The 23,309-nt window shown below is 74.4% G+C and carries 27 protein-coding genes and 1 tRNA gene; 8 read left to right on the forward strand and 20 right to left on the reverse strand.

All coding sequences use genetic code 11. From position 1 onward, the window contains the following. The first annotated feature begins 95 nt into the window (after positions 1 to 95). On the forward strand, positions 96 to 950 hold the full coding sequence (locus ACZ4V6_RS08995) for a TetR/AcrR family transcriptional regulator (protein WP_467824352.1): 855 nt from the start codon (positions 96 to 98) through the stop codon (positions 948 to 950). Here the strand turns inward: ACZ4V6_RS08995 and ACZ4V6_RS09000 are convergent. Together ACZ4V6_RS09000 and ACZ4V6_RS09005 are read right to left on the reverse strand one after the other, a co-directional pair. After that, complete coding sequence (locus tag ACZ4V6_RS09000; protein ID WP_467824155.1) at positions 889 to 1,359, reverse strand: PPOX class F420-dependent oxidoreductase; 471 nt, start codon at positions 1,357 to 1,359, stop codon at positions 889 to 891. The genes ACZ4V6_RS08995 and ACZ4V6_RS09000 overlap by 62 nt on opposite strands. A 9-nt stretch (positions 1,360 to 1,368) precedes the next feature. After that, positions 1,369 to 1,740 (reverse strand): STAS domain-containing protein, encoded by a 372-nt coding sequence (locus ACZ4V6_RS09005; protein ID WP_467824157.1) that lies wholly within the window; start codon positions 1,738 to 1,740, stop codon positions 1,369 to 1,371. Positions 1,741 to 1,957: 217 nt separating this feature from the next. On the opposite strand from ACZ4V6_RS09005, the gene ACZ4V6_RS09010 reads away from it, so the two are divergent. Both ACZ4V6_RS09010 and ACZ4V6_RS09015 read left to right on the forward strand, forming a co-directional pair. Next, on the forward strand, positions 1,958 to 2,704 hold the full coding sequence (locus tag ACZ4V6_RS09010) for an ANTAR domain-containing protein (RefSeq protein ID WP_467824159.1): 747 nt from the start codon (positions 1,958 to 1,960) through the stop codon (positions 2,702 to 2,704). A gap of 18 nt (positions 2,705 to 2,722) precedes the next feature. After that, the gene (locus ACZ4V6_RS09015; RefSeq protein WP_467824161.1) at positions 2,723 to 3,433 is read left to right on the forward strand and encodes a GAF and ANTAR domain-containing protein; all 711 of its coding nucleotides are present in this window, start codon (positions 2,723 to 2,725) and stop codon (positions 3,431 to 3,433) included. On the opposite strand, the gene ACZ4V6_RS09020 is transcribed toward ACZ4V6_RS09015, so the two are convergent. From ACZ4V6_RS09020 to ACZ4V6_RS09030, 3 genes are all read right to left on the reverse strand, one after another. Then, positions 3,416 to 4,237 (reverse strand): YceI family protein, encoded by an 822-nt coding sequence (locus tag ACZ4V6_RS09020; RefSeq protein WP_467824164.1) that lies wholly within the window; start codon positions 4,235 to 4,237, stop codon positions 3,416 to 3,418. The genes ACZ4V6_RS09015 and ACZ4V6_RS09020 overlap by 18 nt on opposite strands. 145 nt (positions 4,238 to 4,382) lie before the next feature. Then, positions 4,383 to 6,845 carry an MFS transporter gene (locus ACZ4V6_RS09025; RefSeq protein WP_467824167.1) on the reverse strand — a complete coding sequence of 821 codons (2,463 nt, stop codon included), beginning with the start codon at positions 6,843 to 6,845 and terminating at the stop codon, positions 4,383 to 4,385. An 85-nt stretch (positions 6,846 to 6,930) separates the two neighbouring features. Then, the gene (locus ACZ4V6_RS09030) at positions 6,931 to 7,431 is read right to left on the reverse strand and encodes a MarR family winged helix-turn-helix transcriptional regulator (protein ID WP_467824170.1); all 501 of its coding nucleotides are present in this window, start codon (positions 7,429 to 7,431) and stop codon (positions 6,931 to 6,933) included. A 205-nt stretch (positions 7,432 to 7,636) separates the two neighbouring features. On the opposite strand from ACZ4V6_RS09030, the gene ACZ4V6_RS09035 reads away from it, so the two are divergent. Then, positions 7,637 to 7,837, forward strand: coding sequence for a hypothetical protein (locus tag ACZ4V6_RS09035; protein ID WP_189230274.1), 201 nt, complete (start codon positions 7,637 to 7,639; stop codon positions 7,835 to 7,837). Positions 7,838 to 7,941: 104 nt separating this feature from the next. Here the strand turns inward: ACZ4V6_RS09035 and ACZ4V6_RS09040 are convergent, their stop codons facing one another. The 8 genes from ACZ4V6_RS09040 to ACZ4V6_RS09075 form a co-directional block, all read right to left on the reverse strand. Then, positions 7,942 to 8,868 carry an RNA polymerase sigma factor SigF gene (locus ACZ4V6_RS09040; RefSeq protein WP_467824173.1) on the reverse strand — a complete coding sequence of 309 codons (927 nt, stop codon included), beginning with the start codon at positions 8,866 to 8,868 and terminating at the stop codon, positions 7,942 to 7,944. A 293-nt stretch (positions 8,869 to 9,161) separates the two neighbouring features. Then, entirely contained in the window at positions 9,162 to 10,073 is a 912-nt protein-coding gene (locus tag ACZ4V6_RS09045; protein ID WP_467824175.1) for an RNA polymerase sigma factor SigF, read from the reverse strand. 140 nt (positions 10,074 to 10,213) lie between these two features. Further along, the gene (locus tag ACZ4V6_RS09050; RefSeq protein ID WP_467824177.1) at positions 10,214 to 10,507 is read right to left on the reverse strand and encodes a Dabb family protein; all 294 of its coding nucleotides are present in this window, start codon (positions 10,505 to 10,507) and stop codon (positions 10,214 to 10,216) included. Further along, a complete protein-coding gene (locus ACZ4V6_RS09055) occupies positions 10,507 to 10,683 on the reverse strand; it encodes a hypothetical protein (RefSeq protein WP_077801305.1) in 177 nt (58 codons plus the stop codon). The genes ACZ4V6_RS09050 and ACZ4V6_RS09055 overlap by 1 nt, the downstream gene beginning before the upstream one ends. Positions 10,684 to 11,121: 438 nt before the next feature. Continuing rightward, positions 11,122 to 11,206 (reverse strand) — tRNA-Ser (locus ACZ4V6_RS09060). Between the two features lie 67 nt (positions 11,207 to 11,273). After that, the gene (gene tadA, locus ACZ4V6_RS09065) at positions 11,274 to 11,708 is read right to left on the reverse strand and encodes a tRNA adenosine(34) deaminase TadA (protein ID WP_467824180.1); all 435 of its coding nucleotides are present in this window, start codon (positions 11,706 to 11,708) and stop codon (positions 11,274 to 11,276) included. 95 nt (positions 11,709 to 11,803) lie between these two features. Next, positions 11,804 to 12,349 carry a tRNA adenosine deaminase-associated protein gene (locus ACZ4V6_RS09070; protein ID WP_467824354.1) on the reverse strand — a complete coding sequence of 182 codons (546 nt, stop codon included), beginning with the start codon at positions 12,347 to 12,349 and terminating at the stop codon, positions 11,804 to 11,806. Between the two features lie 320 nt (positions 12,350 to 12,669). Further along, positions 12,670 to 12,888, reverse strand: coding sequence for a hypothetical protein (locus tag ACZ4V6_RS09075; protein WP_467824182.1), 219 nt, complete (start codon positions 12,886 to 12,888; stop codon positions 12,670 to 12,672). Positions 12,889 to 13,027: 139 nt separating this feature from the next. On the opposite strand from ACZ4V6_RS09075, the gene upp reads away from it, so the two are divergent. Continuing rightward, entirely contained in the window at positions 13,028 to 13,663 is a 636-nt protein-coding gene (gene upp, locus ACZ4V6_RS09080; protein WP_467824185.1) for a uracil phosphoribosyltransferase, read from the forward strand. 27 nt (positions 13,664 to 13,690) lie between these two features. On the opposite strand, the gene ACZ4V6_RS09085 is transcribed toward upp, so the two are convergent. From ACZ4V6_RS09085 to ACZ4V6_RS09110, 6 genes are all read right to left on the reverse strand, one after another. Then, positions 13,691 to 14,311 carry a LytR C-terminal domain-containing protein gene (locus ACZ4V6_RS09085; protein WP_467824357.1) on the reverse strand — a complete coding sequence of 207 codons (621 nt, stop codon included), beginning with the start codon at positions 14,309 to 14,311 and terminating at the stop codon, positions 13,691 to 13,693. 148 nt (positions 14,312 to 14,459) lie between these two features. After that, positions 14,460 to 14,756 (reverse strand): type II toxin-antitoxin system VapB family antitoxin, encoded by a 297-nt coding sequence (locus ACZ4V6_RS09090; protein ID WP_030420160.1) that lies wholly within the window; start codon positions 14,754 to 14,756, stop codon positions 14,460 to 14,462. 157 nt (positions 14,757 to 14,913) lie between these two features. Further along, positions 14,914 to 15,051 (reverse strand): hypothetical protein, encoded by a 138-nt coding sequence (locus tag ACZ4V6_RS09095; protein ID WP_467824188.1) that lies wholly within the window; start codon positions 15,049 to 15,051, stop codon positions 14,914 to 14,916. 59 nt (positions 15,052 to 15,110) lie between these two features. Then, the gene (locus ACZ4V6_RS09100) at positions 15,111 to 15,500 is read right to left on the reverse strand and encodes a hypothetical protein (protein WP_467824190.1); all 390 of its coding nucleotides are present in this window, start codon (positions 15,498 to 15,500) and stop codon (positions 15,111 to 15,113) included. A gap of 80 nt (positions 15,501 to 15,580) precedes the next feature. Further along, a complete protein-coding gene (locus ACZ4V6_RS09105) occupies positions 15,581 to 16,258 on the reverse strand; it encodes an HdeD family acid-resistance protein (protein WP_467824192.1) in 678 nt (225 codons plus the stop codon). A 738-nt stretch (positions 16,259 to 16,996) separates the two neighbouring features. Then, positions 16,997 to 17,719 (reverse strand): siderophore-interacting protein, encoded by a 723-nt coding sequence (locus tag ACZ4V6_RS09110; RefSeq protein ID WP_467824193.1) that lies wholly within the window; start codon positions 17,717 to 17,719, stop codon positions 16,997 to 16,999. Positions 17,720 to 17,801: 82 nt separating this feature from the next. Here ACZ4V6_RS09110 and ACZ4V6_RS09115 point away from each other — a divergent pair, with 82 nt between their 5' ends. The 3 genes from ACZ4V6_RS09115 to ACZ4V6_RS09125 all read left to right on the forward strand — a co-directional run bounded on the left by ACZ4V6_RS09115 (position 17,802) and on the right by ACZ4V6_RS09125 (position 22,355). Next, on the forward strand, positions 17,802 to 19,871 hold the full coding sequence (locus tag ACZ4V6_RS09115; RefSeq protein WP_467824196.1) for a penicillin acylase family protein: 2,070 nt from the start codon (positions 17,802 to 17,804) through the stop codon (positions 19,869 to 19,871). Next, complete coding sequence (locus ACZ4V6_RS09120; RefSeq protein ID WP_467824199.1) at positions 19,864 to 20,472, forward strand: GNAT family N-acetyltransferase; 609 nt, start codon at positions 19,864 to 19,866, stop codon at positions 20,470 to 20,472. Before ACZ4V6_RS09115 ends, ACZ4V6_RS09120 begins: the two co-directional genes overlap by 8 nt. A gap of 119 nt (positions 20,473 to 20,591) precedes the next feature. Continuing rightward, the gene (locus ACZ4V6_RS09125; RefSeq protein ID WP_467824358.1) at positions 20,592 to 22,355 is read left to right on the forward strand and encodes a copper resistance CopC/CopD family protein; all 1,764 of its coding nucleotides are present in this window, start codon (positions 20,592 to 20,594) and stop codon (positions 22,353 to 22,355) included. Between the two features lie 24 nt (positions 22,356 to 22,379). Here the strand turns inward: ACZ4V6_RS09125 and ACZ4V6_RS09130 are convergent, their stop codons facing one another. Further along, the gene (locus ACZ4V6_RS09130) at positions 22,380 to 23,246 is read right to left on the reverse strand and encodes a LysR family transcriptional regulator (RefSeq protein ID WP_467824201.1); all 867 of its coding nucleotides are present in this window, start codon (positions 23,244 to 23,246) and stop codon (positions 22,380 to 22,382) included. Positions 23,247 to 23,309: the final 63 nt, after the last annotated feature.

Here is a 23,309-nt window from a genome sequence, read left to right on the forward strand (position 1 = left end):
CCGTCGCGCGAGCGCGGGTCCGTCGTGACCGGTCGCGTGGTTCGCCGCGCCCCTTCCAGGGACGTTCAGCATGACCGGCGACCGGTGATCGGTGGATCGAGGCGGGTGCGGATGGCGAAGGCCGGCCGGCGGGGGCCGGTGTCCGGCTCGGTGACCGGGGCCGCCGCGGCGGGCGGGGCGGCGGACAGCCGTCCGGGCTCGACCGGGAGCGGATCACCGAGGTCACGGTCCGGCTGCTGGACGCCGAGGGCCTGCCGAAGTTCTCCATGCGCCGTCTGGCCGCGGAGCTGAACGTGACGGCGATGTCCGTCTACTGGTACGTCGACACCAAGGACGAACTGCTCGAACTCGCCCTGGACGCCGTCTTCGGCGAGCTGCGGTTGCCCGGTCCGGAGGCCGACGAGGACTGGCGTGACCAAGTGCGCGCGCCGGCCGGGGGGAACCGCGCGCTGCTGGTGCGCCACCCCCGGACGTCCCAGCTGATCGGCACCTGCCCCGCCATCGGCCCCGACGCGCCGGCCTTCTCGCGGGCCGTGCGGCGCGTCATCCGCCGCACCGGTCTGCCCGCGCACCGGGTGACCGGTGCCCTCTCGGCCGTCTTCCGGTCCGTCTACGGCTACGGCTACGGCTACGGCTACGGCACGATCGAGGGCCGCTTCCTCGGCCGCGCGGCGGACACCGGCCCGAGCCCGGACGAGTGCTTCCGGCGCTCCATGAGCGCGGTGACCGAGTCGCCGGACACCGCGGGCGTCCTCGAGGAGTCCCGGGACATCACGGCGGCCCGCGGCGGCGACACCGTGGCGGAGATGCTGGAGCGGGACTTCGACTTCGCCCCGGAGCTGCTCGTCGCGGGCATCGAGGCGATGGCGGAGCGCGGCCGGGGACCGCTCAGTCGTCCTTCGCCAGGCGGGCCGGGAAGCCGCCCGTCGCCACCGGCCCCCACCTCTTAGGCGTCACCCGGATGAGCGACTTGCCCTGCTCGACCATGGCCCGCCGGTACTCGTCCCAGTCGGGGTGCTCGCCGGCGATGTTGCGGTAGTACTCCACGAGCGGCTCCACGGAGTCGGGCGCGTCGAGGACCTCCGCCGTGCCGTCGACCTGGACCCAGGGGCCGTTCCACTCGTCGCTGAGCACGACGAGGCTGACCCGCTCGTCCCGCCGGGCGTTGCGGGTCTTGGCCCGCTCCGGGTAGGTGGAGAGCACGATCCGGCCCGAGTCGTCGACCCCGCAGGTCAGCGGCGACGCCTGCGGGCTGCCGTCGGCCCGCCGGGTCAGCAGGACCGCGCGGTGCCGGGGGCGTACGAAGTCCAGCAGCTCGTCGAGGGACACGCGGGTGTTGGTCGCGATGTTCGGTGCCATGCGGCCAGCCTAGGCCGCAGGCCCGCCACCGGCCCGCAGCGCCTCCGCGAGGTTGTCGTGGACCGGCACGTCGCGGCGCAGGCCGGTCAGTTCCAGGATCCGGCTCGGCGCACTCCTCGGGGCCGCCACCACCCGCAGCCGGACCCGGTCGCGCAGCCGGTCGCGCACCTCGTCGAGGAGGCGGACGCCCTGGGAGTCCATGAAGTGGGTCCCGGTCAGGTCCAGGACGAGGAGGCGCAGTCCGCCGGGGTGAAGGTCCACCGCGGCCATGATCATCGGCAGCAGGCCCTCGGCGTTGCAGTAGTCGATCTCCGGGGGCAGGGGCAGTACGGCGCAGCCGGGCGGATCGCACGGCTCGCAGGGCTGGGGGAGGAAGGTCACGTCACTCACCTGACAGACGTCCGTCCGGCTTCCGGCAAGGCCGCTTCCTGACCCGGGCCCCATTCCACCACGCCGGGCCGGACCGCGAAAGGTGCCCGCCCGCTCCGTCGGCCGGGCATCACCGGCGCGCAACGGAGCAGTTAAAGTGCTGTCTGTCCTGTGCTCGCAGTCGGGAATGTGCTGCGGAGCTCTCCTGCGCACGGCCACGTGGCCGTGCATGCCGAAGAGGTTCGTGGTGGCTGCGTCCGAATTTACCGATGTGCCGCGTTTTCCCGTGGGTTTCGAGCTGGCCGAGGCCTTGACCACGGCGGCCCGGCAACTGCACCGGACGCGCACCGCCGACACCACCCTGCACACCGCCGTCGAGCTCGCCGTGCACCTCATACCCGGTGCCGAGCACGCCGGCATCTCGCAGGTCGAGCGCGGCGGCGGGCGCCGCGCGCTCGCCTGGACCGACGAGGCCGTGCGCTCGGCCGAGACCCGGAACCCGGGCCGCGAGCCGCACCCGGGCTGGGAGCGGCTGTGGACCACGCCCGTGGTGCGGAGGGAGGACACCGAGGCCGACGGCGGCGGCAACGCCCTGCCCGGCCCCGGCCTCCGTTCGGCGCTCTCCCTGCGGCTGCGTGCCGACCGGCGCCGCCTGACCGTGCTGACGGCGTACGCGCGCGAGCCGCGCGCCTTCGACGAGGACGCCGTCCGCATCGGCCGTCTGCTCATCGCGCACGTCGGCCTCGCCCTGGACTCGGCGACCGTGCGCGAGCAGCTCACCGAGGCGATGCACACCCGGGACCTGATCGGCCAGGCCACCGGCATCCTCATGGAGCGCATGGCCATCGACGCGGCCGGCGCCTTCGATTCCCTGGTCAAGGCCTCGCAGCGGGAGAACATCAAGCTGCGGGACCTGGCCCGCCGCATCGTCGACGCGAACGACGCTCCCGGGCGGCGAGGCGTCGACGGCCGCTGACGGGATATCCGTAGGGGCATGACCGCACAGAGCCCCGAGAGTCCCGAGACGCTGGACCGGGCGTTGGCGCGCAGTCAGGGGCTCGACACCCTGCTGCGCGATCTGACCGACCGCGCGGTGCGGGAGGTGGCCGGCGCCGACGCCTGCTCGGTCACGGTGCGCCGCGCCGACCGGCTGATGACCCTGGCCGGCAGTTCCGGCCTCCCCAGGGGCCTGGACCTGCGCCAGTACGAGAACGGTGCGGGTCCCTGTGTGGACGCCGCCGAGACCGGCAGCCCCCGGTACTCCCCCGACCTGGCCGAGGAGACCCGCTGGCCCGCCTACACGGAGTACGCGCTGGCCACCGGGGTGCGTTGTGTGCTGGCGCTGCCGCTGGCCCTCGAGGACGAGACGGGCGCCGCGCTCAACCTCTACGGCCTCGCACCCGGCTCGCTGGACGACGGACGCGAAGCGGCCCGCACCTTCGCGGTGCGGGCCGCCGACGCGGTGAACGAGGCCCTGCGCATCGAGCGGCAGCGGGCCTCGGTGGCCGACGTGCGCACCGCCCTGCTCTCCCGCAGCGTCATCGACCAGGCGGTCGGCATCCTCATGGCCCGGGAGCGCATCGACGCCCACCGGGCCATGGAACGGCTGCGCCGGACCTCGCAGCACACGAACGTCAAGCTCCGGGACCTGTGCGACGAACTGGTGGCCCGGGCGTCCGGCGGCGCCTCACGCGGCCGGCAGTGACTCCCCCTGGACGGCCTGGATGTCCAGCTCGACCCTGAGCGTGGTGCCGATGGCGGCGATGCCGGCCTGGAGGACCTGGTTGTAGTTCATCGCGAAGTCCTCGCGCCGCAGTTCCGTGGTCGCGCGGAACGCCGCCCGGGTGCCGCCCCACGGGTCGGCACCGGTGCCGAGGTAGGCCAGGTCCAGGTCGACCGGGCGGACGACGCCGTGCAGGCCCAGCTCGCCGTGGACGGTCCAGCGGTCGGTGCCGGCCTGGGCCACCCCGGTGGACCGGAAGGTGATCTGCGGGAACCGTTCGACGTCCAGGAAGTCCGCCGAGCGCAGGTGGGTGTCGCGCATGCCGTTGCCGGTGTCGATGGAGGCCGCCTCGATCACCGCCTCCACCCGGGACTTGGTGACGTCGTCCGGCGCGATCTCGACCGTGCCGGCGAAGTCGGTGAAGCGGCCGTGCACGCTGGAGATGCCCAGGTGCTGGGCGACCGCGGCCACGCTGGAGTGCGCCGGGTCGATGGTCCACGGACCGGGCGGCGGCAGTTCGGTGCCGCCCTGGCGGGCCAGCGTCACGGTGCCGACCTCGGCCCGGCCGCTCGCGGTGACGATGGCGCTGGAGGCGGCGGGCGCGTAGCCGACGGCCGTGACGATGACGGTGTACGCCCCCGGCGCCAGCCGCGTGGTGTCCCGGACGGCGCCCTCGGCGTCCGCCTCGGCGCGCAGCACCTGCGCGCCGGTCATGTCGGTCACCGTGACGACCGCGTGCGACACGGCCCATCCGTCCCGCGTACGGATCCTCGCGGTCAGTCCCATTCCGTTGTCCCCTGTTCTCCCCGGAAGGCGGGCCCACAGGTCTGGCGGGCCCGAGAAGTCTTGTATGTCGGTCACAAAGGGACCGGCCCGTGACGGCGGCGCGCCTCCGCTCGGTGCGCGCGGGCCGCCACGGGCCGGGGTCTCGCTACTCGCCGGGGTGGGCGAGCTCGATGTCGTGGTCGTCGACGCCCCGGCCGGCGACCGTGAGGGCCGTCGCCACCGGCGGGTAACCGGTCGCGATGACGGTGTACTCACCGGCGTCCAGGTCGGTGAAGGCGTACGCCCCGTCCGCGCCGGTCGTGGCCGTGCCGACCACGTTGCCGGCCGCGTCGACCAGGGTCACGCGGGCGTCGGCCAGCGGACCCTGCGGCGCCCGCACGACACCCTGGACCTCGGCGCCGGCCTGCAGTTCGACCTCGACGCGGGTGACACCGGTGCCGCCCACCTCGACGGGCAGGGCGCGCGGCCGGTACCCGGCGGCGTTCACCGCGACGGTCACCGTGCCCGGCACCAGCTCGGCGAAGGCGAACTCGCCGGCCTCACCGGTGGCGGCGGTGGCCAGCAGGTCCCCGCGCACGTCGGTCACGATCACCATCGCGTCCTTGACGGGCTGCCCGCTCTCCACGGCCCGGACCAGGCCGGTGAGCCCGCTGGTGCCGCTGAGCAGGATGTCGTAGGCGACCGGTTCGTCGTTGACGACGATCGTGGACGCCTGCGGCTGGAAGCCGTCGGCGGAGGCGATCAGGACGTACGATCCCGCCCCCGGCGCGTCGAGGGTGTAGGAGCCGTCGGCCTGGGCCACCGAGCGGCCCAGCTGCCGGCCCGCCAGCGAGATCAGCGTGACGGCGGCCTGCCCGACCGGCGCGGACTCGGCGCCGCGGACGAAGCCGCGGACCGGGATGCCGCCCGAGGCGGGGGCGTCGGGGCCGGCCGTCGTGGCGACGGCGGCGAGCCGCTGCGTGGCCGCGGGCCGGACGGCGGTGTCGGCGGCCGGCGCGGCGGCGACCGCGGCGGCCGGGACCGGCTCGGCGACCCGGGTGGCCTCGGCCGGAGCCGGGGCCGCCGGGGAGGCGGTCTCGGCGGCGGACTCCGCCGCCTGGGCCAGGGCGCCGGTGGTGCGCAGCGGGACCTCCTTGATGAACAGCGTCACCAGGAAGGCGATCAGGGCGATCGGCGCGACGATCAGGAAGATGTCGGCGATGCCGTGCCCGTAGGCGCTCTCGAGCCAGTTGCGGATGCCCGGGGGCAGCAGGTCCATGTCGGGGATCGCGCCGCTGCCGGAGGACTTGGCGGCCACCGCCTGCTCCTGCGGGCTGAGCGAGCCGATGGTGTCCGAGGCGTAGTGGCTGATCCGGGTGGACATCACGGAGCCGAGCACCGAGACGCCGACCGCACCGCCGAGGGAGCGGAAGAAGGTCACCGTGGAGGACGCGGCGCCCAGGTCGCTCGGGGCCACCTGGTTCTGCGTGCAGAGCACCAGGTTCTGCATCATCATGCCGACGCCGAGGCCCATCAGCGCCATGAAGATCGCGATGCGCCAGTACGGGGTGTCGTACCGCATGGTGCCCAGCAGGCCGAGGCCCGCCGTCAGCAGCACGCCGCCGGCCAGCAGCCAGCCCTTCCACTTGCCGGTCTTGGTGATGATCTGACCGGAGACCGTGGACGAGACGAACAGGCCGCCGATCATCGGGATCGTCATGACGCCCGACATGGTCGGGGACTTGTCCCGGGCCAGCTGGAAGTACTGGCTGAAGTAGACGGTGCCCGCGAACATCGCGATGCCGACGAACAGCGAGGCGATCGACGCCAGGGTGATGGTGCGGTTCCGGAACAGGCGCAGCGGGATGATCGGCTCGCTGGCCCTGGTCTCGACGAAGCAGAAGACCAGCGTCAGCAGGATCGCGCCGCCGACCATGACGCCCGTCTGCCAGGACATCCAGGAGTACTTGTCGTCGGCGAAGGTGACCCAGATCAGCAGCAGGCAGACGGCCGCGGTGACGAAGAAGGCACCGGCCCAGTCGACCTTGACCTTGCGCTTGACCACCGGCAGGTGCAGCGTCTTCTGGAGCACGACCAGCGCGATGATCGCGAAGGGCACACCGACGTAGAGGCACCAGCGCCAGCCGAGCCAGCTGGTGTCGGTGATGACACCGCCGAGCAGCGGACCGCCGACGGTGGCGACGGCGAAGGTCGCGCCGAGGTAGCCGGAGTACCGTCCGCGCTCACGCGGGGAGATCATCGCGGCCATGATGATCTGGGCCAGGGCGGACAGACCGCCGGCGCCCAGACCCTGGATGACCCGCGCGCCGATCAGCATCGCCGGGTTCTGCGCCAGGCCGGCCACGACGGAGCCGAGGACGTAGACGCAGAGGGCTATCTGGACCAGGGCCTTCTTGCTGACCAGGTCCGCGAGCTTGCCCCACAGGGGGGTGGAGGCGGTCATCGCCAGCAGCGAGGCGGTGACGACCCACGTGTAGGCGCTCTGGCCGCCGCCGAGGTCACCGATGATCTCGGGCAGGGCGTTGGTGACGATGGTGGAGGACAGGATGGCGGCGAACATGCCGAGCAGCAGCCCGGACAGCGCCTCCATGATCTGCCGGTGCGTCATCGGAGCGTCTCCCGAGGAGCCTCCCCCGTGCTTGGCATGAGCCCGCACACCGGCTGGTGTGGTCGTTGCCATGGACTTCCTTTGCTTACGTGGTGACTGCGGGTGTACGGGTGGTCTGTTCGACCGCGGGTGGTGCGGCGGGCCGGCCCACGGAGGACCGGCAGTCGTCGAAGCTCGCCCTGAGCCTGGCCATGAGCCGGGTGAGCTGGCCGACCTCCTCGTCGGGCCAGTCGCTCAGGCGGTGGGCCAGCAGCTGGGTCGTCCGTTCGGACAGGTCGTCCAGCTGGGCCTGGCCCTCGGGCGTCAGGCGCAGGATGCGCGAGCGCTTGTCCGCCGGGTCCGGGGAGCGTTCGATCCAGCCCCGGTCGGCGATGTGGGCGACATGGCGGCTGGTTACTGACATGTCCACGGCGAGCAGCTCCGCGAGCTTGCTCATGCGCATGTCGCCGTGCCTGCCCAGCAGCGTCAGTACGGCGGCCGATCCACCGGGGCAGTCGGCCGGCAGGATCCGGCCCAGTTCCCGTTTCACGGCGCCGAAGGCGCTGAACTGGCGGATCAGCTCCTCGTACTGCGCCCTGTCGGCCATGCGCACCTCCCGCATTCGTTGCTTAGGGCAACCATACGAGCGGTTGGTTGCTACAGGCAAATAAAAACGGGGTGAGGCTCATAAAAAGTTGGCAAAGGCAAGTATTGCGATAGTAAACGCCCAGGTGGAGGCGGTGGCCTGGGACAACGCGTCTCCGGAGCCCCGCACTTGGGCCCTTCCCGCGGATTCGCTAGTGTCTCGGCCCATGGCTAACAACCAGGGCCCCCAGGGCAATTACGACCCCGCAGGCAGCACCCAGATGTTCCGCGCGTTCGTCGACGAGGGCGCCCCCCAGTCCCGGCAGGCGGACCCCGTCGCCTCCTCCGGTCCCCGCATCGGTCTGATCGTCGGCATCGTGGCCGCCGTGGTGGTCGTCGCGGCCGTGGCCTGGCTGGCGCTGAAGTAGAACGGGGCACGGACCCGCGTACGACGCGACCGCCGCGGCACCCGGGGGTGCCGCGGCGGTCGCCACGCTGTCATGGGGCGCCGCCGGACGGCGGCGGGGCGGGCTCAGTCCGAGATGAGGCCCTCGCGCAGCTGCGACAGGGTGCGGGTGAGCAGCCGGGAGACGTGCATCTGCGAGATGCCGACCTCCTCGCCGATCTGCGACTGGGTCATGTTGGCGAAGAAGCGCAGCATGATGATCCGCCGTTCCCGCGGCGGCAGCTTGGCCAGCAGCGGCTTGAGGGACTCGCGGTACTCCACGCCCTCCAGTGCCGTGTCCTCGTAGCCGAGCCGGTCCGCCAGCGAGCCCTCGCCGCCGTCGTCCTCCGGGGCGGGGGAGTCCAGCGAGGAGGCGGTGTAGGCGTTGCCGACCGCGAGGCCGTCGACGACGTCCTCCTCGGAGACGCCCAGCACGGCGGCCAGCTCGCCGACCGTCGGGGAGCGGTCCAGCTTCTGGGAGAGCTCGTCGCTGGCCTTGGTCAGCGCCAGGCGCAGCTCCTGGAGCCGGCGCGGGACGCGCACGGACCACGAGGTGTCCCGGAAGAACCGCTTGATCTCGCCCACGACCGTCGGCATCGCGAAGGTCGGGAACTCCACGCCCCGCTCGCAGTCGAAGCGGTCGATCGCCTTGATCAGGCCGATGGTGCCGACCTGGACGATGTCCTCCATCGGCTCGTTGCGGGAGCGGAAGCGCGCGGCGGCGTAGCGCACCAGCGGAAGGTTGAGCTCGATCAGGGTGTCCCGGACGTACGCGCGCTCCGGGCTGTCCTCGTCGAGTGCGGCGAGCCGCAGGAACAGGGAGCGGGACAGGGTGCGGGTGTCGATGTTCGTCGAGGCCGCCAGGGCGGGGGCTTCGGCTGCCGGGAGGGACTGAGCCGGCACGGCGTCGAGGGTCGGGACGTCATCGATGGAGCCGAGCGCCTGGAGCGCGTCGGGCGCGGTCTCGCTCTCCGCGAGCGCGAGCACCTTCGAGCTGCCCTGGTCTACGGACATGCCACCCCCTTTGGGTCGCGGGACGGTCGCGGCGCACGCTCCCACGGTGGGAACGCAGCCTTCACCTGAATACCGGCGCCGAAGCCCCGGCAAACGCGCTTCCGGCAGAATGTCACATGTCGGCAACGCGCTGTAGTGACATGTCGACATCCGAGACGCGAAAACCCCCTGGAAAGAGGGGGTCTGACGGTCTGTCGGACGGAATTCGCCCACAACCGCCCTGGTGAGCGATTCGCTCGCGACGGTGATAGCTCAAACGCGCTTTCGCGTATGCGCGGGGTTGCGCCTTCGGCTCACGGGTCGATCCGGTTGGCGGACCTCAGCCGCTGGAAACTGCGCGCCAGGAGCCGCGAGACGTGCATCTGGGAGACACCGAGTTCCGCGCTGATCTGCGACTGGGTGAGGTTGCTGTAATAGCGCAGCAGCAGGATGCGCTGCTCGCGCTCCGGGAGCTGGACGAGCAGGTGGCGGACGAGGTCGCGGTGCTCGACGCCGTCCAGCGCGGGGTCCTCGTAGCCGAGCCGGTCGAGCAGCCCGGGCAGCCCGTCGCCCTCCTGCGCGGCCTCCAGCGAGGTGGCGTGGTACGACCGCCCCGCCTCGATGCAGGAGAGCACCTCGTCCTCGCCGATGCGCAGCCGCTCGGCGATCTCGGCGGTGGTCGGGGAGCGCCCGAAGGCGGTCGTCAGGTCCTCGGTCGCGCTGTTGACCTGCACCCACAGCTCGTGCAGCCGGCGCGGTACGTGCACGGTGCGCACGTTGTCGCGGAAGTAGCGCTTGATCTCGCCGACCACCGTGGGCATCGCGAAGGTCGGGAACTGCACGCCGCGGTCCGGGTCGAAGCGGTCGATGGCGTTGATGAGCCCGATGGTGCCGACCTGGACCACGTCCTCCATCGGCTCGTTGCGGGAGCGGAAGCGCGCGGCGGCGTAGCGGACCAGGGGGAGGTTGGCCTCGATGAGCGCCGCGCGCACGCGGTCGTGCTCCGGCGTGCCCGGCTCGAGTCCCTTGAGCTGCCCGAAGAGCACCTGGGTCAGGGCCCGGGTGTCGGCGCCCCGGCTGCGCTGCGGCGCGGCGTGACCCGCCGGCGCCTCCTCGGGCTGTGCGGGGGGTGCGGGCGGTGCCTGAGGCGCAGTACTGGCCGGCACGGTCAACTCCACCTCGTGATCCGTCAACTCATCGGTCAACTCTCCGTCAAAAGCGGTCATAGCATCACAAGACAGGCGCACGGTGCGCAAGCACCTGTAACCCCGTGTTGAAGGCGTTCGGGGCGGGCGCGGTGGGGCGGTCCCCGCACATGGACCAGCCCCCCGACGTTTCCGGCGGGGGGCTGTGGGGGCGCGGTGCCTCAGAACTCGTAGTCGGCGATCACCCAGGTGGCGAACTCCCGCCACAGCGCGACGCCCGCCTGGTGCGCCGGGTGCTCCAGGTAGCGCCGCAGGGCGTCGGCGTCGTCCACGGCGGAGTTGATGGCGAAGTCGTAGGCGATGGGGCGGTCGCTGATGTTCCAGGCGCACTCCCAGAAGCGCAGCTCCTCGATCAGGCCACCGAGGGCCCGGAAGGCCTCGACGCCCTTCACGACGCGCGGGTCGTCACGCTCGACGCCCTCGTTCAGCTTGAACAGCACCAGGTGACGGATCATCACTTTCCTCCGTTGGCGGCCCAGGTCATGAAGTCGCCCACCGCTCCCGCGGCGTCGGATATGCCCTGGAACCCGATCTGGACGTAGTCGGCGGCCTTGGCCGGGTCCGTGATGATCACATACAGCACGAAGACCACGAGCACGTAGACGGCGATCTTCTTCGCGTTCACCGCCACCGCGGCCTCCTTGTCACCGGTGTTCCTCCGGGCCTTCTCGCCGGCGGTGAGTGTAACCTTTCGCCTTTTCTTCCTCCCAGCTCGTCGGGGACGCCCGCGGGTCCACCGGCGCGCGGTGGCGCGCCGTGCGCGGCGCCACCGCCCCGTCCGGCGGTCCGGTGGCGAAGGGGGACCCGTCGCGCGCGAAGGGCGCCGGGCCGGCGACCGCCCCCGGTTCCGGCGGTACCGGTCCTCGGGGCCCGGCGGCACGATCGAGCCGCTCGCACGGCCCGTCAGCTGCCCGGCAACCCCCGGGCCGGGAAGGACGCCTCCTCGCCCGCGTGCGGCGCGCCGGACGCCGCCGGGGGCCTGCCGGGCCTTCCCGTCCGCCGTCCGAACGGTCCCGCGCACGCGAACACCCCCTGGTCCGTGTCGCCACGGTCCAGGGGGTGTTGTCAGCGGTAGCGGAGGGATTTGAACCCTCGGTGACTTGCGCCACACTCGCTTTCGAGGCGAGCTCCTTCGGCCGCTCGGACACGCTACCGAGAGAGACCTTACAGCACAGTGCGGCATGGTTCGAAATCGGTCTCCGGCGGCCTCGCCGACGGGGGTCAGCGGTCGCGGAAGAAGTCGGTGAGCAGCAGGGCGCAGTCCTCGGCGAGCACGCCCTCGATCACCTCGGGCCGGTGGTTGAGCCGCCGGTCGCGGACGACGTCCCACAGGGAGCCGGCCGCGCCCGCCTTGTCGTCGCGGGCGCCGTAGACGACGCGGTCCACCCGGGACTGCACGAGCGCGCCCGCGCACATCGTGCACGGCTCGAGGGTGACGACGAGCGTGCAGCCGGTCAGCCGCCACCGGTCGCCGAGCCGCGCGGCGGCGCGCCGGATCGCCAGCACCTCGGCGTGGGCGGTCGGGTCACCGGTGGCCTCGCGTTCGTTGTGCCCGGACGCCAGCACGGTGCTGCCGTCCGGGGCCAGCACGACGGCGCCGACCGGGACGTCCCCGCCCCGGGCGGCGTGCCCGGCCTCGGCCAGGGCGAGCCGCATCGCGGGCCGCCACCGGTCGCGCACCGGGTCCGGTACGGCCGGGTCCTGCTCCAGGCCCGGCGGCGTCCGCCCCGGGCCCTCGTCGGCCGGTGCGGTCAGCGGACCGTCTCCAGCACCTCGGAGGCGCCCAGCGCCTCGGCGATCTCACCGACCGCGTCCCCGGACATCGACCGCAGCTCCTTCTCGCTCACGCCGAGGTCGTCGAGGATCTCGGCGTCGCCGACCGGGCCGTGCGGCACGGAGGACTCGCCGGCGCCCGCGTCCGCGTCGTCGCCGTCGGCACCGTCGTCGTCACCGGACTCACCGTCCTCCGTGCCGTCGAGGTCGAGGGCGTCGAGGTCGGGGGCGTCGTCGCCGGGGTCCCGGCCGAGCAGCTCGTCGGTGAGAAGGATCTCCCCGTAGCTGCTGCGGGCGGCCGCGGCGGCGTCCGAGACGTAGATGCGGGGGTCCTCCTCGCCGTCCACGCGGACGACTCCGAACCACGCGTCCTCCTGCTCGATCAGCACGAGCACCGTGTCCTCGTCGGGAGAGGCTTCCCGGGCCAGGTCGGCCAGATCCGACAGGGTCTCCACATCGTCGAGCTCCGTGTCGCTCGCTTCCCACCCGTCTTCGGTGCGCGCGAGCAGTGCGGCGAAGTACACCGTGACTCTCCCACTGGTCATAGGCGTGCCGGTTGGGGGTCCCCCCGGCGGAGGCTGTGGGCGGGGCACGTGGTCCTGCGAGCCCCACCCACTCGGAATCGTGGCAGAAACAAGGCGCTCGGGGGACGTCTTCGGCACCCTGTGTCCCGCCGTTTTGATCGCGAGTCCGTGCGTATGTGTCCGAGCCGGACCCGGCGGCGCAGTCCTTGCCGCCACTCGCGGATCGTACGCGGCTTTTCCCCGGGGCGGTGCACCCCGTTCCCGTGCCGTCGGCGCGGCGCGCGATCTTCCCCCGACGGGCTCTGGGACGGAGCCGCGCGCTACCAGCGGAACGTGCGCATGCGCATCGCGTGGCGCAGCCGGGCTGCCTTGGCGCGGCGCGGCTGGACGCGGTCCCGCAGTTCCCGGGCCTCCGCGAGGTCGCGCAGGAACTGGGCCCGGCGCCGACGGCGTTCGGACGCCGCCTCCGGTCCCGTCCTCTGCCGTGTCCCCGGCTCCTCGCTCGGGGACGACGTGTCGTATGCGTCCCGGTCAGGCACAGTCTCACCACCCAGCGTCCGTCCCTCCCACCTTCCCCCGGGCGGGAGGTTTGACGCCAGGGAGCGGGTGGAGCGTCCGTCACGGGCCCGTCCGGCCGCGGCGGCGCCGGTGCGGCGGGGCCCGGTTACTGTGGTGGACATGCGTCTCCACGTCGTCGACCACCCCCTGGTCGCCCACAAGCTCACCACGTTGCGCGACCAGCGCACCGACTCCGCGACCTTCCGCCGTCTCGCCGACGAGCTGGTCACCCTGCTCGCCTACGAGGCCACGCGCGACGTGCGCACCGAACAGGTCGACATCCAGACGCCGGTCACACGGACCACCGGCGTCAAGCTCTCCCACCCGCGCCCGCTGGTGGTGCCGATCCTGCGCGCCGGCCTCGGCATGCTCGACGGCATGGTCCGGCTGCTGCCGACCGCCGAGGTGGGCTTCCTCGGCATGGTGCGCAACGAGGAGACGCTGCAGGCCTCCACCTACGCCACCCGCATGCCGGACGACCTCTCCGGGCGCCAGGTGTACGTCCTGGACCCGATGCTGGCCACCGGCGGCACGCTGGTCGCCGCCATCCAGGAGCTGATCGGGCGCGGCGCCGACGACGTCACGGCCGTGGTGCTGCTGGCGGCCCCGGAGGGCGTGGAGGTGATGGAGCGCGAGCTGGCCGGCACCCCGGTGACGGTCGTGACGGCCTCGGTCGACGAACGCCTCAACGACCAGGGCTACATCGTGCCGGGCCTCGGCGACGCGGGCGACCGGATGTACGGAGCGGCCGAGTAGCCGCTCGCGGCGCGTCCGTACGGCTGCTCAGCAGTCCTTCTTCTCCGCGGCGGACGTCGGCTGCGGCGCGGCCAGCCGGGCCAGCGCCGCGTCGGCGTCCGCCTGCTTCGCCAGCCCCTCGAATCCGTTACCGATGATCAGGTCCACGGTGGCCCCGTCGCGGGCCGCGTCGGTGCGGCGCTCGGCGGCCGGGAGCTGGGTGCCGAGCACGGGCAGCGAGCCCTTCAGGGCCGCGGCGGGTCCGAGCAGCACGCCCGAGCTGTCGACCTTCTTGTCGAACTCCTCGGGCGCGTTGCCCACGTCGCCGATGCGGAAGCCGCGCTTCTTCAGCTCGTCGGCCGTCTGCTGGGCGAGGCCCTTGCGGGTCGTCGCGTTCAGCACGTTGACGGTGACCTGCGCCGGCTTCGGCACGGCCACGGCGGCGGGTGACGCGCTCGCGCGGGCCGGGACGGTCCGGCAGTTCGCCGCGGCACCGGCCGCGGACGCCTCGTCGCCGCCGGTGAAGACGTCGATGAGCTGCAGCGTGCCCCAGCCGAGGGCCCCGAGGACGGCGGCGCAGGCGACGCCGGCCAACGCGAGCCTGCCGCGTCGCCGGGCCGGCCGCATCCGTGGGTACTTGTCCCCCGTGATCTTGTACTGGCCGCCCATGCCAGGGGGAGTCAGCATGCTCATGGGCGCAGCGTAGTGCGCCGGGACGGCGATGCCTATTAGATGATCAGTCGGTGATCCGTGGTTCGGTGCAATGTCACCCGAAAGGGCCAAGCGGCGGCATCACGGAGGCCGGTGCGGGTCCCGGTCAGTCGAGTTCGAGGACGCGCGCGTGGAGCACCTGACGCTGTTGCAGCGCCGCGCGGACCGCGCGGTGGAGACCGTCCTCCAGGTACAGGTCGCCCTGCCACTTCACGACGTGTGCGAAGAGGTCGCCGTAGAACGTGGAGTCCTCGGCGAGGAGGGTCTCCAGGTCCAGTTGGCCCTTGGTCGTCACGAGCTGATCGAGGCGGATCGGGCGCGGCGCGACGTCCGCCCACTGCCGGGTGCTCTCCCGGCCGTGGTCGGGGTACGGCCGGCCGTTTCCGATGCGCTTGAAGATCACACGGAAAGCCTACCGGCCCGGGCGTCGCGGGCGCAGCCATGGCGGCGCAGTGCGACACCGGAAAAGACGTAGCAAACAGGGACAAACGGGAAGAGGGGCCGGGCGGGACGGCCGTGCGGGCGTCCCGCCCGGGCGCGGTGGCCGCGTACCGCTCGGGTCAGTCCCGCCCCTCTTCCCGTGCGGGCGGCGGCTGTTCGCGCGGGACGTCGGCCCGGGCATCGGGCTCGGCGGGGGTGCGGCGGGCGGCTTCGGCGCGCAGAAGGGCGCGCAGGACGGCGTAGGGGTCGTCGAGCATGGCTGTGCTCCTGTGGTGCGTTCCGTTGGAGGACTGAGGGACCGGGGTGGCCGGTCCGGTCAGCAGCGCAGGACCACGGAGCGCGTGCCGCACGGCGGGCGCGGCGGAGCGGGCGGTGCGCGGTGCCCGTCGGCGCGGGCGTGCCCGGCGGTGGCGGGCAGGGGTGTCCGCCGGGGCGGGGCCGGGTACCGGGAGAGCCGGACCGGTGCCCTCGGTGCGGTGTCGAGGTGGTCGTACTCGGCGGCCGAGCCGCCCGGACCGCCGGGTCCGCCCTCGCCGGCCACCACCACCGGTGTCGGCGCCGCACGGCCCTGCGCGTGTGCGCAGGGCACGATCAGGGCGAGCAGCAGGACCAGGGCCCGCACCCAGGCGCCGCGGCCTCCGGCGCGGACGGCGCGTGGTGCGCGTCCGGCGCGGTCCGTGGCGGCGGCGTGCGGAACAAAGCTCACGCAGGTCGTCTCCCCGCTCGGCGCACGCCGTTCGGCACGCCCCGGACCGGAACCGCTCGCTCGGCGTAGGGGGGCGCCGTTCACACCGTGCGCGGGACGCGGCGGGCCCGGCCGCGGATGCTCAGTGACGTGACGATCTCGACCACGCCGACGACGACGAGCCACCAGCCGCCGAGCACCGTGAGGACGGCGACCGACTCGACCGGCGAGTCGATCAGGACGATGCCTGCGAGCACCGTGACGATCCCGAGGAAGACGTGCCAGCCGCGCGCGGGCATCGCCGGGTCGTGGGCGGCGGCCACGGTCTGGGTGATGCCGCGGAACAGCCAGCCGATGCCGATCCACAGCGCGAGCAGCAGGACCGACTGGAGCGGGCCGCGGAAGCAGAACAGGCCCAGCAGGATCGACACGGCCCCGCTGACGAACGCGAGGACCCGCAGCGAGGTCCTGCTGTGCGTGCCGAACGCGGCCGCGAGCTGCAGGACGCCGCTGACGAGGAGGTAGAGGCCGAACAGCACGCCGGCGGCCCGCAGGGACGCGCCCGGCCAGACCAGGACCAGCACGCCGAGCACCAGTGAGGCGATCCCGGTGAGCAGGACCGTCCGCCAGGCGGTGCGGGACAGCAGGTGCAGGGGTCCTTCGAAGGGCGGCTCGGGCTCGTGCCCGCCGGGGGGCCCGGTGCGCGTGCCGTGCCGGGCGTGGACCCCGCGGTCGTCGTACGGCGGACCCCCGGGGGAGCCGCTCGGTGGCTCGGTCATGGTCCATGCTGTGAGCGGCCGCGACGCCCCCGCCACCTGGAGCGGTCCGGCGGGCTGACCTCGTGGGCGGCTCCGGTGCCGGGGCGCCGCGCCGGCCCGCCGCCCGGTCACGTGCCGGGGGTCCTCGCGGCCCGCGCCGCCTTCGTCCCCTGTTCGTGCGCCCGGTCCCCGGTCAGCGGCTCGGGGCCGGTGGTGCCGGCGGCCGAGCGGAAGGTCCTGGGCCCGCCGTGGTCGCCCGCCGGCCCTCGGGGCGGACACCGGGCCGCTTGTCCGGCGGGGCCGGGAGGACCCGCGCCTCCCGCTCGCCGGGGCCCGGCGGCTCCCGGGGCCGCTTTGGCAGCTCCCCGTCCGGGCCGGCGCCCCGCCGGGCGGCCCCGGCGTCACCGTCGCGGGTCCGTGCGAGGTGCCGGCACGGCCGCTGGACGCGGCCCGCCGCGGGGGCGGGACGGGTGGCACGCGGCGGGCTTCTCGGACAGCGGTGAACGCCTCCGGTCGGTACGCGGCGATGCCGTGGGCGTCCAGGTCCTCGGCGTTCACGTGTCGGGCGACGGCCGACGGGCCCTCGAACGCCCGCTCCGGGGACGTGCCGGTCCAGCGGCATGCCCGGCCGGCGCGGCGGGCGACCGCGGCCCAGGGGCCCGCCGGCCCAGGGGCCCGCCGGCCTCGGGATCCGCCGGCCTCGGGTTCCCGGGCGGGGGCGGAGAGCGACGTCCGTGCCCCGACGAGCCGTGCGCGGGCTCAGGCCGCGCGCCAGTACCCCAGCGCGTTCACCCGCTGCCTGGGCACGCCCAGGTCCTTGCGGACGTGGGTGGCCAGGGCCCGGGTCGTCGCCGTGTCGCAGGCGATCCAGACGTACGGCTCGGGGGTGTCGCGGAGCAGTCCGGGCAGGGCCTCCCGCACCTCGGCGACCAGACGGGCACCCCCGTCGAGGCGCGGCACCGTGCGGACCTCGTGCCGGGCCGGATCGGTGCGCAGGGGCAGGCCGGCGGTCTCGCCCTCGAACCAGACGGTCGCCGGGACCGTGTCCAGCGCGTCGAGGAGCGAGTTGAGGGCCGGCAGGGACGCCGGGTCGGCGACGGCGAACAGGCGCGAGGGCGCCGGGTCGGGGTGCTGGAAGCCGGTGCCCTGGACCGTCGCCCCGATGGTGTCGCCGGGCTTCGCGGCCCGTGCCCAGTCGCTGGCGCACCCCTCGTGCAGGGCGAACTCCAGGCCGAAGGTGCCGGTCGCCGGGTCCGGGTCGACCAGCGTGTACGCCCGCTGGTGCGGCTTGCCCGCGTTGTCGAACCAGAGCCGCACCCACATCGTGGGGTGGACGCCGGTCGCCGCCAGCAGGCCGCCGTCGGACAGGCGCAGCCGCCGGAAGTGCGGGGTGACGTCCTCGGCGTCCGTCACGGTGACCTCGAAGTCCTTCGCACGCATCAGCTTGAGGACCGCGCCCTCCCAGCCCCGCCCCTGCCTCATCGGCCCTTCACCCTTCGCGTACGATTCCGCCACGACGTAAGACTTAGGTGAGCCTAACCTAAAGGAAAGTAGAGGCACAGGGGTGAGCGCCGAGATATACCGCGACGCCTGGGGGATCCCGCACCTGCGCGCCGACGGCGTGGACGAACTCGCCCGCGCCCAGGGCCGCGTGACCGCCCGTGACCGGGCCTGGCAGCTGGAGGTCGAGCGGCACCGCGCCCAGGGCACCTCGGCGTCCTTCCTCGGCGCGGAGGCCCTGTCCTGGGACCGGTTCGCCCGCCGGGCCCTGCTGGCCGACACCGCCCGCCGCTGCTTCGCGGCCCTGGAGGAACGGGACCCGGAGACGGCCGCCTGGGTACGGGCGTACACCGACGGCGTCAACGAGTCGCTCGCCCGGGACACCCCCGCCCCCGAGTTCGCGCGCGCCGGCCTCGCGCCCGGCCGCTGGGAGCCGTGGACCCCGCTCGCCGTCTGGCTCTCCACCCACGTCCTCTTCGCCGGTTTCCCCGCCAAGCTCTGGCGCGAGCACATCGCCGGGCACCTCGGCCCGGACGCCGTCGCCCTGTTCGCCACCGACGGACCCGGCACCGCCGGCAGCAACGGCTGGCTGGTGAGCGGCGAGCGGACCGTGACCGGGCACGCGGTCATCGCCGGCGACCCGCACCGCTACATCGAGGAACCCGGCGTCTACCAGCAGATCCACCTGTCCTGCCCGGAGTTCGACGTGGTCGGCCTAGCCGTGCCCGGCGTCCCCGGCATCGCCCACTTCGGACACACCGGCACCGTCGCCTGGGCCATCACCAACGCCATGGCCGACTACCAGGACCTGTACCGCGAACGGCTGCGCCGCACCGGCGCCGGCGTCGAGGCGCTGGGCCCCGACGGCCGCTGGCACCGGGCCGCCCGGCGCACCGAGCTGATCCGGGTCGCGGGGGAGGAGACCGTCGAGGTCGAGGTCGTCGAGACCGACCGGGGCCCGGTGATCGCCGGCGGTCCCGAGGGCCTGGACGACGGCACCCCCCTCGCCCTGAGCCTGCGTCACCCGCCCCGCGTCACCGCCGACCTGGGCTTCTCCGCCCTGCTGCCGCTGCTGCGGGCCCGCCGGGTCGCCGACGTGGACCGCGCCCTGGACGCGTGGGCCGAACCGGTCAACGTCGTCCAGGCCGCCGACACCGGCGGCGGGCTGCTGCACCGGGTCGCGGGCCGCGTGCCGGTGCGCGCGGCCGCCAACGGCCTGGGGCCGGTGCCCGCCTGGGAGCCCGGGCACGAGTGGACCGGCTGGCACGAGACGCCCCGCGCGGGCCTCACCGACGGCGTCGCCGTGATGGCCAACCAGCGCGGTCCGGCCGGCCCCCTCGGCGTCGAGTTCGCCCCGCCGCACCGCGCCGAGCGCATCGCCGCCCTGCTCGCCGCCGAGGACCGCTGGTCGGCCGCCGGCATGCCCGCGATCCACACCGACACCCACCTCGCCTCCGCTGGGCCGCTCCTCGACCACCTGGCGGCCCTCGACGACCTGACCCCCGCGGCCCGCACCCTGCGCGACCGACTCCTCGCCTGGGACCGGCACATGGACGCCGGCAGCACCGACGCGGCGGCCTACGCGGCCGTGCGCGGCGCGGTCGTACGGCGCCTGGCGGCACACCCGGCCCTCGCCGCGGCCGCCGTCCCGCCCGCCTACCCCGAGGTGTTCCTGCCGTGGCTCGCGCTCGTCCCGCGCGTCGCCTACGCCCTCGAGCACCTGCTGCGCGCCGAGGAGCTGTACGGCATCGACCGCGCCGGGGCCGTCCGCGCGGCCCTGGAGGAGGTGGCCGCGCGAGAGCCCTCGGGCACCTGGGGCGACACCCACCGCCTCGCCCCCTGGCGTGCGCTGCCGGACGCCGCCCAGGAGGAACCCGGCCTGTCCGGCGACCACGACTGCGTGCTGTGCACCTCCGCCGTCCCCGGCCTCACCGACCGCGCCGCGCGCGGCCCCGCCGCCCGGTACGTCTGGGACCTGGCCGACCGGCAGGACAGCCGCTGGGTGGTCCCCCACGGCGCCTCGGGCGTTCCCGGCTCGCCCCATCACCGCGACCAGCTGCCCCTGTGGCTCGACGGGGAACTCGCCCCGGTGGTCACCGACTTCGACCGGCTCGTGAAGGAGACCGATGTCTGACCCGTACCTCTTCCGCACCCCCGTCCACGAGCAGGCGCTCGACGGTTTCGGCACCGTCCGGGTCCTGCCCCTCGACCCCGCGGCGGACGCCGGGGTGGTCCACCGCTGGGTGAGCGAGGAGCGGGCCGCCTTCTGGGGCATGAACGGCCTCACCCGGGACCAGGTCGCCGCGGTCTACGCCCACATGGCCGGCCTCGACACCCACCACGCCTTCCTGGTGGTCGAGGACGGCGAGCCCGTCGCGCTGTTCCAGACCTACGAGCCCGGGGCCGACCGGGTGAGCGAGTGCTACGACGTCGAGCCCGGCGACATCGGCGTCCATCTGCTGCTCGCCCCCGCCGGGGAGGGCGGCGCGCGGTCCGGCTGGACCGCCGCCCTGTCGGGGGCCCTCATCGCCTACGCCCTGCTGGGTCTGGACCGGAAGCGGATCGTGGTCGACCCGGACGTGCGCAACGACAAGGCGGTCGCCCGCTTCCTCAGGCAGGGTTTCACCGCCGGTCCCCGGGTCGTCCTGCCGGAGGTCGACCTGCCGGACGTGTACCTGCCCGAGAAGGAGGCGCAACTCGCCTTCCTGCGCCGGGAGACGGTCTTCCCCGGCTGACCGCGCGGTCCCTCCCGGCCCGGTTGAGCGGGACGGCGTCCGCGTCCGTACGTATCCCCGTGGTGTGCGGCGGCGGTGAGCGCGGGAGGGCGGGGCGGCGGGCGGTCCGGGGGCCGGCGCTGCTCGTCGCCGTGCTGGTCCTGCTCGTCCTCGGCGGCGCGGGACCGGCGTCCGCCCACGCCGCCCTGCGCTCCACCGACCCCGGCGACGGCACCGTCCTGGAGCGCGCCCCCCGCGCCGTCACCCTGGTCTTCACCGAGTCCGTCGGCCTGCGCGACGACTCCTTCCGCGTCCTCGGCCCCGACGGCCGCCGCCTGCGCACCGGGGACGCCGGGCACGCGGACGGCCGCTCCGACACGGTCCGCGTCCCCCTGCCGGACACGCTCGGCGAGGGCACCTGCACCGTGGCCTGGCGGGTGGTCTCGGCCGACGGCCACCCCGTCTCCGGTGCCTTCGCCTTCTCCGTCGGCAAGCCGTCCGCGACGGCCGCCGAGGTGGACACCGGCCCCACCGAGGACCCGCTGACCGGCGTCCTGCACAAGGCGGCCCGCTACCTGTCCTACCTGGCCGTGGCCCTGCTCGTCGGCACGGCGGCCTTCGTGCCCCTGTGCCGCCCGCCGGACCCCGCCCGGCTGCGCCGTCCCCTGGTGACGGGCTGGTGGGCCCTGCTGGCGGCCACGGTCGCCCTGCTGGTGCTGCGCGCCCCGTACGAGGCGGGGACCGGTCCGGCGACGGCCCTGGACGTCCCGGCCCTCGGCGACACCCTGACGGGCCGGCCCGGGGTGCTGCTGCTGACCCGGCTGGCGCTGCTCCTGCCGGCCGCGCTCCTCCTCACCCGGGCGTCCGGCCGCGAGCGCACCCCGCCGGTCGACGCCGCCTGCGCCGTCCTGGCCGTCGCACTGGCCCTGACCTGGGCCGCCGCGGAGCACGCCGTCGTCGGCCCCGGGGTACCCCTGGCGGTGGCGTCGTCCGCCCTCCACCTGCTGGCCGCGGCCGTCTGGCTCGGCGGCCTCGTGGCCCTGCTCACCACCCTGCGCGGATCCCCGGACGCCGGCACGGTCGCCCGCTTCTCCCGCACCGCCCTCGTCTGCGTGACCGTCCTGGCCGTCACCGGCGTCCACCAGTCCTGGCGCGGCCTCGGCTCCTGGCCGGCGCTCACCGGGACGGCGTACGGCCGGCTGCTGCTCGCCAAGCTGGCCGGGGTGTCCGTGCTGCTGGCGGCGGCCGCGGTCTCCCGGAGGTGGACGGCCGCACCGGTGACGGTCCGGGCTCCCGCGCCGGCGAGGGGGCGGGCCCGGTCCCCCGTGGCGGCGGGCGCCCCGTCCCCGCCGCCGTCGGCTCCCCCGCCGGCCGGGACGGCGCCCGCCGGGGACGAGCACGCCGGCACGGACACCGCCCGCCGCCGGGCCCTGCGCCGGTCCGTCCTGGCCGAGGCCGTCGTCGCGGCCGTCGTCCTCGCGCTGACGACCCTCCTCGCCGGCACCCCGCCGGGCCGGACGGCGGCCGAGGCGGCACGGTCCGCACCGGCGGGCGGGGTGCTGCCCGCGTCCGTCACCACGATCCCCTTCGACGCGGGCGCCGCCGGCGGCCGGGGCACGGTCCAGATCACCCTGGACCCCGGCCGCACCGGTGACAACGCGGTGCAGGCCGTCGTCTTCGGCCCCGACGGCAGCCTGACCGCCGTTCCCGAACTGCGCCTCTCCTTCACCCTCCCCGACCGGGAGGTCGGCCCGGTCACCGCCGGACTCGTCGACCGGGGCGGCTACTGGAGCGCCAACTCCCTCACCCTCCCCCTCCCGGGCACCTGGACCATGAAGGCGACGGTCCGCATGACGGAGGTGGACCAGGTGAGCGAGACGAGGCGGGTCCGGATCCTGCCCTGAGCGGGGGCGCGGGCGGAGCGGGGCTCAGGCGCTCACCACCTCCCGGACCGCCGCGAGGAACTCCTCCGTCCGCGGGTGCGTGGGATGCGCCGGGCGGGCGAGGTAGACCGTGGCCGCGGGTGCGTCGGTGACCGGGACGAAGCGGACGCCCGGATGGCCGTGGCTCTCCGCCGTTCCCGCCGCGCCGAGGCCGAACGCGCCGCCGGCGGCGACGAGGTTCAGCCACTCGTCCACGTTGCCCACCTCGACCGTCCTGTCCGGGCGCCGCTCCGGGGGCCACAGATCCGGTGAGGCGGTGCCCGCACCGGGCCACAGGGCCAGCGGAAGACCCGGACGGGCGGTGAGCTCGGCCAGCAGCACCCCCGTCCGGTCCGCGAGCGGGTGGTCGTCGGGCAGGGCGGCGATCCGGTCCTCCGTGTAGAGGGCCTCGGTGCGGATGCGCGGATCGGCGGGGACGGTCCGGAGCACCGCCACGTCGGTGTCGCCGGTGGCCAGGCCCGCCGTGCTGTTGTCCCGCCGGACCACGTCGAGCGGGATCTCGGGGTGGGCGCGGCGCCAGGAGCGGAGCAGGGGCACGGTCTGCCGCCCCAGGACCGCGCAGGTGTAGCCGACGCGCAGGGGGCGGCAGACCTCACGGGTGTCGGCGAGGGCCGCGTCCAGGTGGGCGAGGATCGCCCGGCCGTGTCCGAGCAGGGTCGTCCCCGCCGGGGTGAGGGCCAGGTGGCGGGAGGAACGGTCCACCAGCCGCACCCCCACGCGGGCCTCCAGCTGCGCCAGCGTGCGGGAGAGGGCCGGCTGCGTCACGTGCAGCCGGGACGCCGCCGCCGTGATGGTGCCCGCGGCGGCCACCGCGTCCAGGGCCCTGAGGTGGCGCAGCTCCACGTCGTCCATGCCTGCCGAGCATAGACGCTGACCAGAAGGCATTTCCGGGTCCGCGGAACGCTCCGTAGCGTC

Source organism: Streptomyces sp. NPDC029152 (assembly GCF_055564355.1).

Coding starts and splice junctions, on each gene's coding strand:
- ACZ4V6_RS09000 (WP_467824155.1), bottom strand. CDS start 1,359: ATGGCACCGAACATCGCGACCAACACCCGCGTGTCCCTCGACGAGCTG.
- ACZ4V6_RS09010 (WP_467824159.1), top strand. CDS start 1,958: ATGCCGAAGAGGTTCGTGGTGGCTGCGTCCGAATTTACCGATGTGCCG.
- ACZ4V6_RS09015 (WP_467824161.1), top strand. CDS start 2,723: ATGACCGCACAGAGCCCCGAGAGTCCCGAGACGCTGGACCGGGCGTTG.
- ACZ4V6_RS09020 (WP_467824164.1), bottom strand. CDS start 4,237: ATGGGACTGACCGCGAGGATCCGTACGCGGGACGGATGGGCCGTGTCG.
- ACZ4V6_RS09025 (WP_467824167.1), bottom strand. CDS start 6,845: ATGACGCACCGGCAGATCATGGAGGCGCTGTCCGGGCTGCTGCTCGGC.
- ACZ4V6_RS09030 (WP_467824170.1), bottom strand. CDS start 7,431: ATGGCCGACAGGGCGCAGTACGAGGAGCTGATCCGCCAGTTCAGCGCC.
- ACZ4V6_RS09035 (WP_189230274.1), top strand. CDS start 7,637: ATGGCTAACAACCAGGGCCCCCAGGGCAATTACGACCCCGCAGGCAGC.
- ACZ4V6_RS09040 (WP_467824173.1), bottom strand. CDS start 8,868: ATGTCCGTAGACCAGGGCAGCTCGAAGGTGCTCGCGCTCGCGGAGAGC.
- ACZ4V6_RS09045 (WP_467824175.1), bottom strand. CDS start 10,073: ATGACCGCTTTTGACGGAGAGTTGACCGATGAGTTGACGGATCACGAG.
- ACZ4V6_RS09050 (WP_467824177.1), bottom strand. CDS start 10,507: ATGATCCGTCACCTGGTGCTGTTCAAGCTGAACGAGGGCGTCGAGCGT.
- tadA (WP_467824180.1), bottom strand. CDS start 11,708: ATGCGGCTCGCCCTGGCCGAGGCCGGGCACGCCGCCCGGGGCGGGGAC.
- upp (WP_467824185.1), top strand. CDS start 13,028: ATGCGTCTCCACGTCGTCGACCACCCCCTGGTCGCCCACAAGCTCACC.
- ACZ4V6_RS09085 (WP_467824357.1), bottom strand. CDS start 14,311: ATGGGCGGCCAGTACAAGATCACGGGGGACAAGTACCCACGGATGCGG.
- ACZ4V6_RS09095 (WP_467824188.1), bottom strand. CDS start 15,051: ATGCTCGACGACCCCTACGCCGTCCTGCGCGCCCTTCTGCGCGCCGAA.
- ACZ4V6_RS09105 (WP_467824192.1), bottom strand. CDS start 16,258: ATGACCGAGCCACCGAGCGGCTCCCCCGGGGGTCCGCCGTACGACGAC.
- ACZ4V6_RS09110 (WP_467824193.1), bottom strand. CDS start 17,719: ATGAGGCAGGGGCGGGGCTGGGAGGGCGCGGTCCTCAAGCTGATGCGT.
- ACZ4V6_RS09120 (WP_467824199.1), top strand. CDS start 19,864: ATGTCTGACCCGTACCTCTTCCGCACCCCCGTCCACGAGCAGGCGCTC.
- ACZ4V6_RS09130 (WP_467824201.1), bottom strand. CDS start 23,246: ATGGACGACGTGGAGCTGCGCCACCTCAGGGCCCTGGACGCGGTGGCC.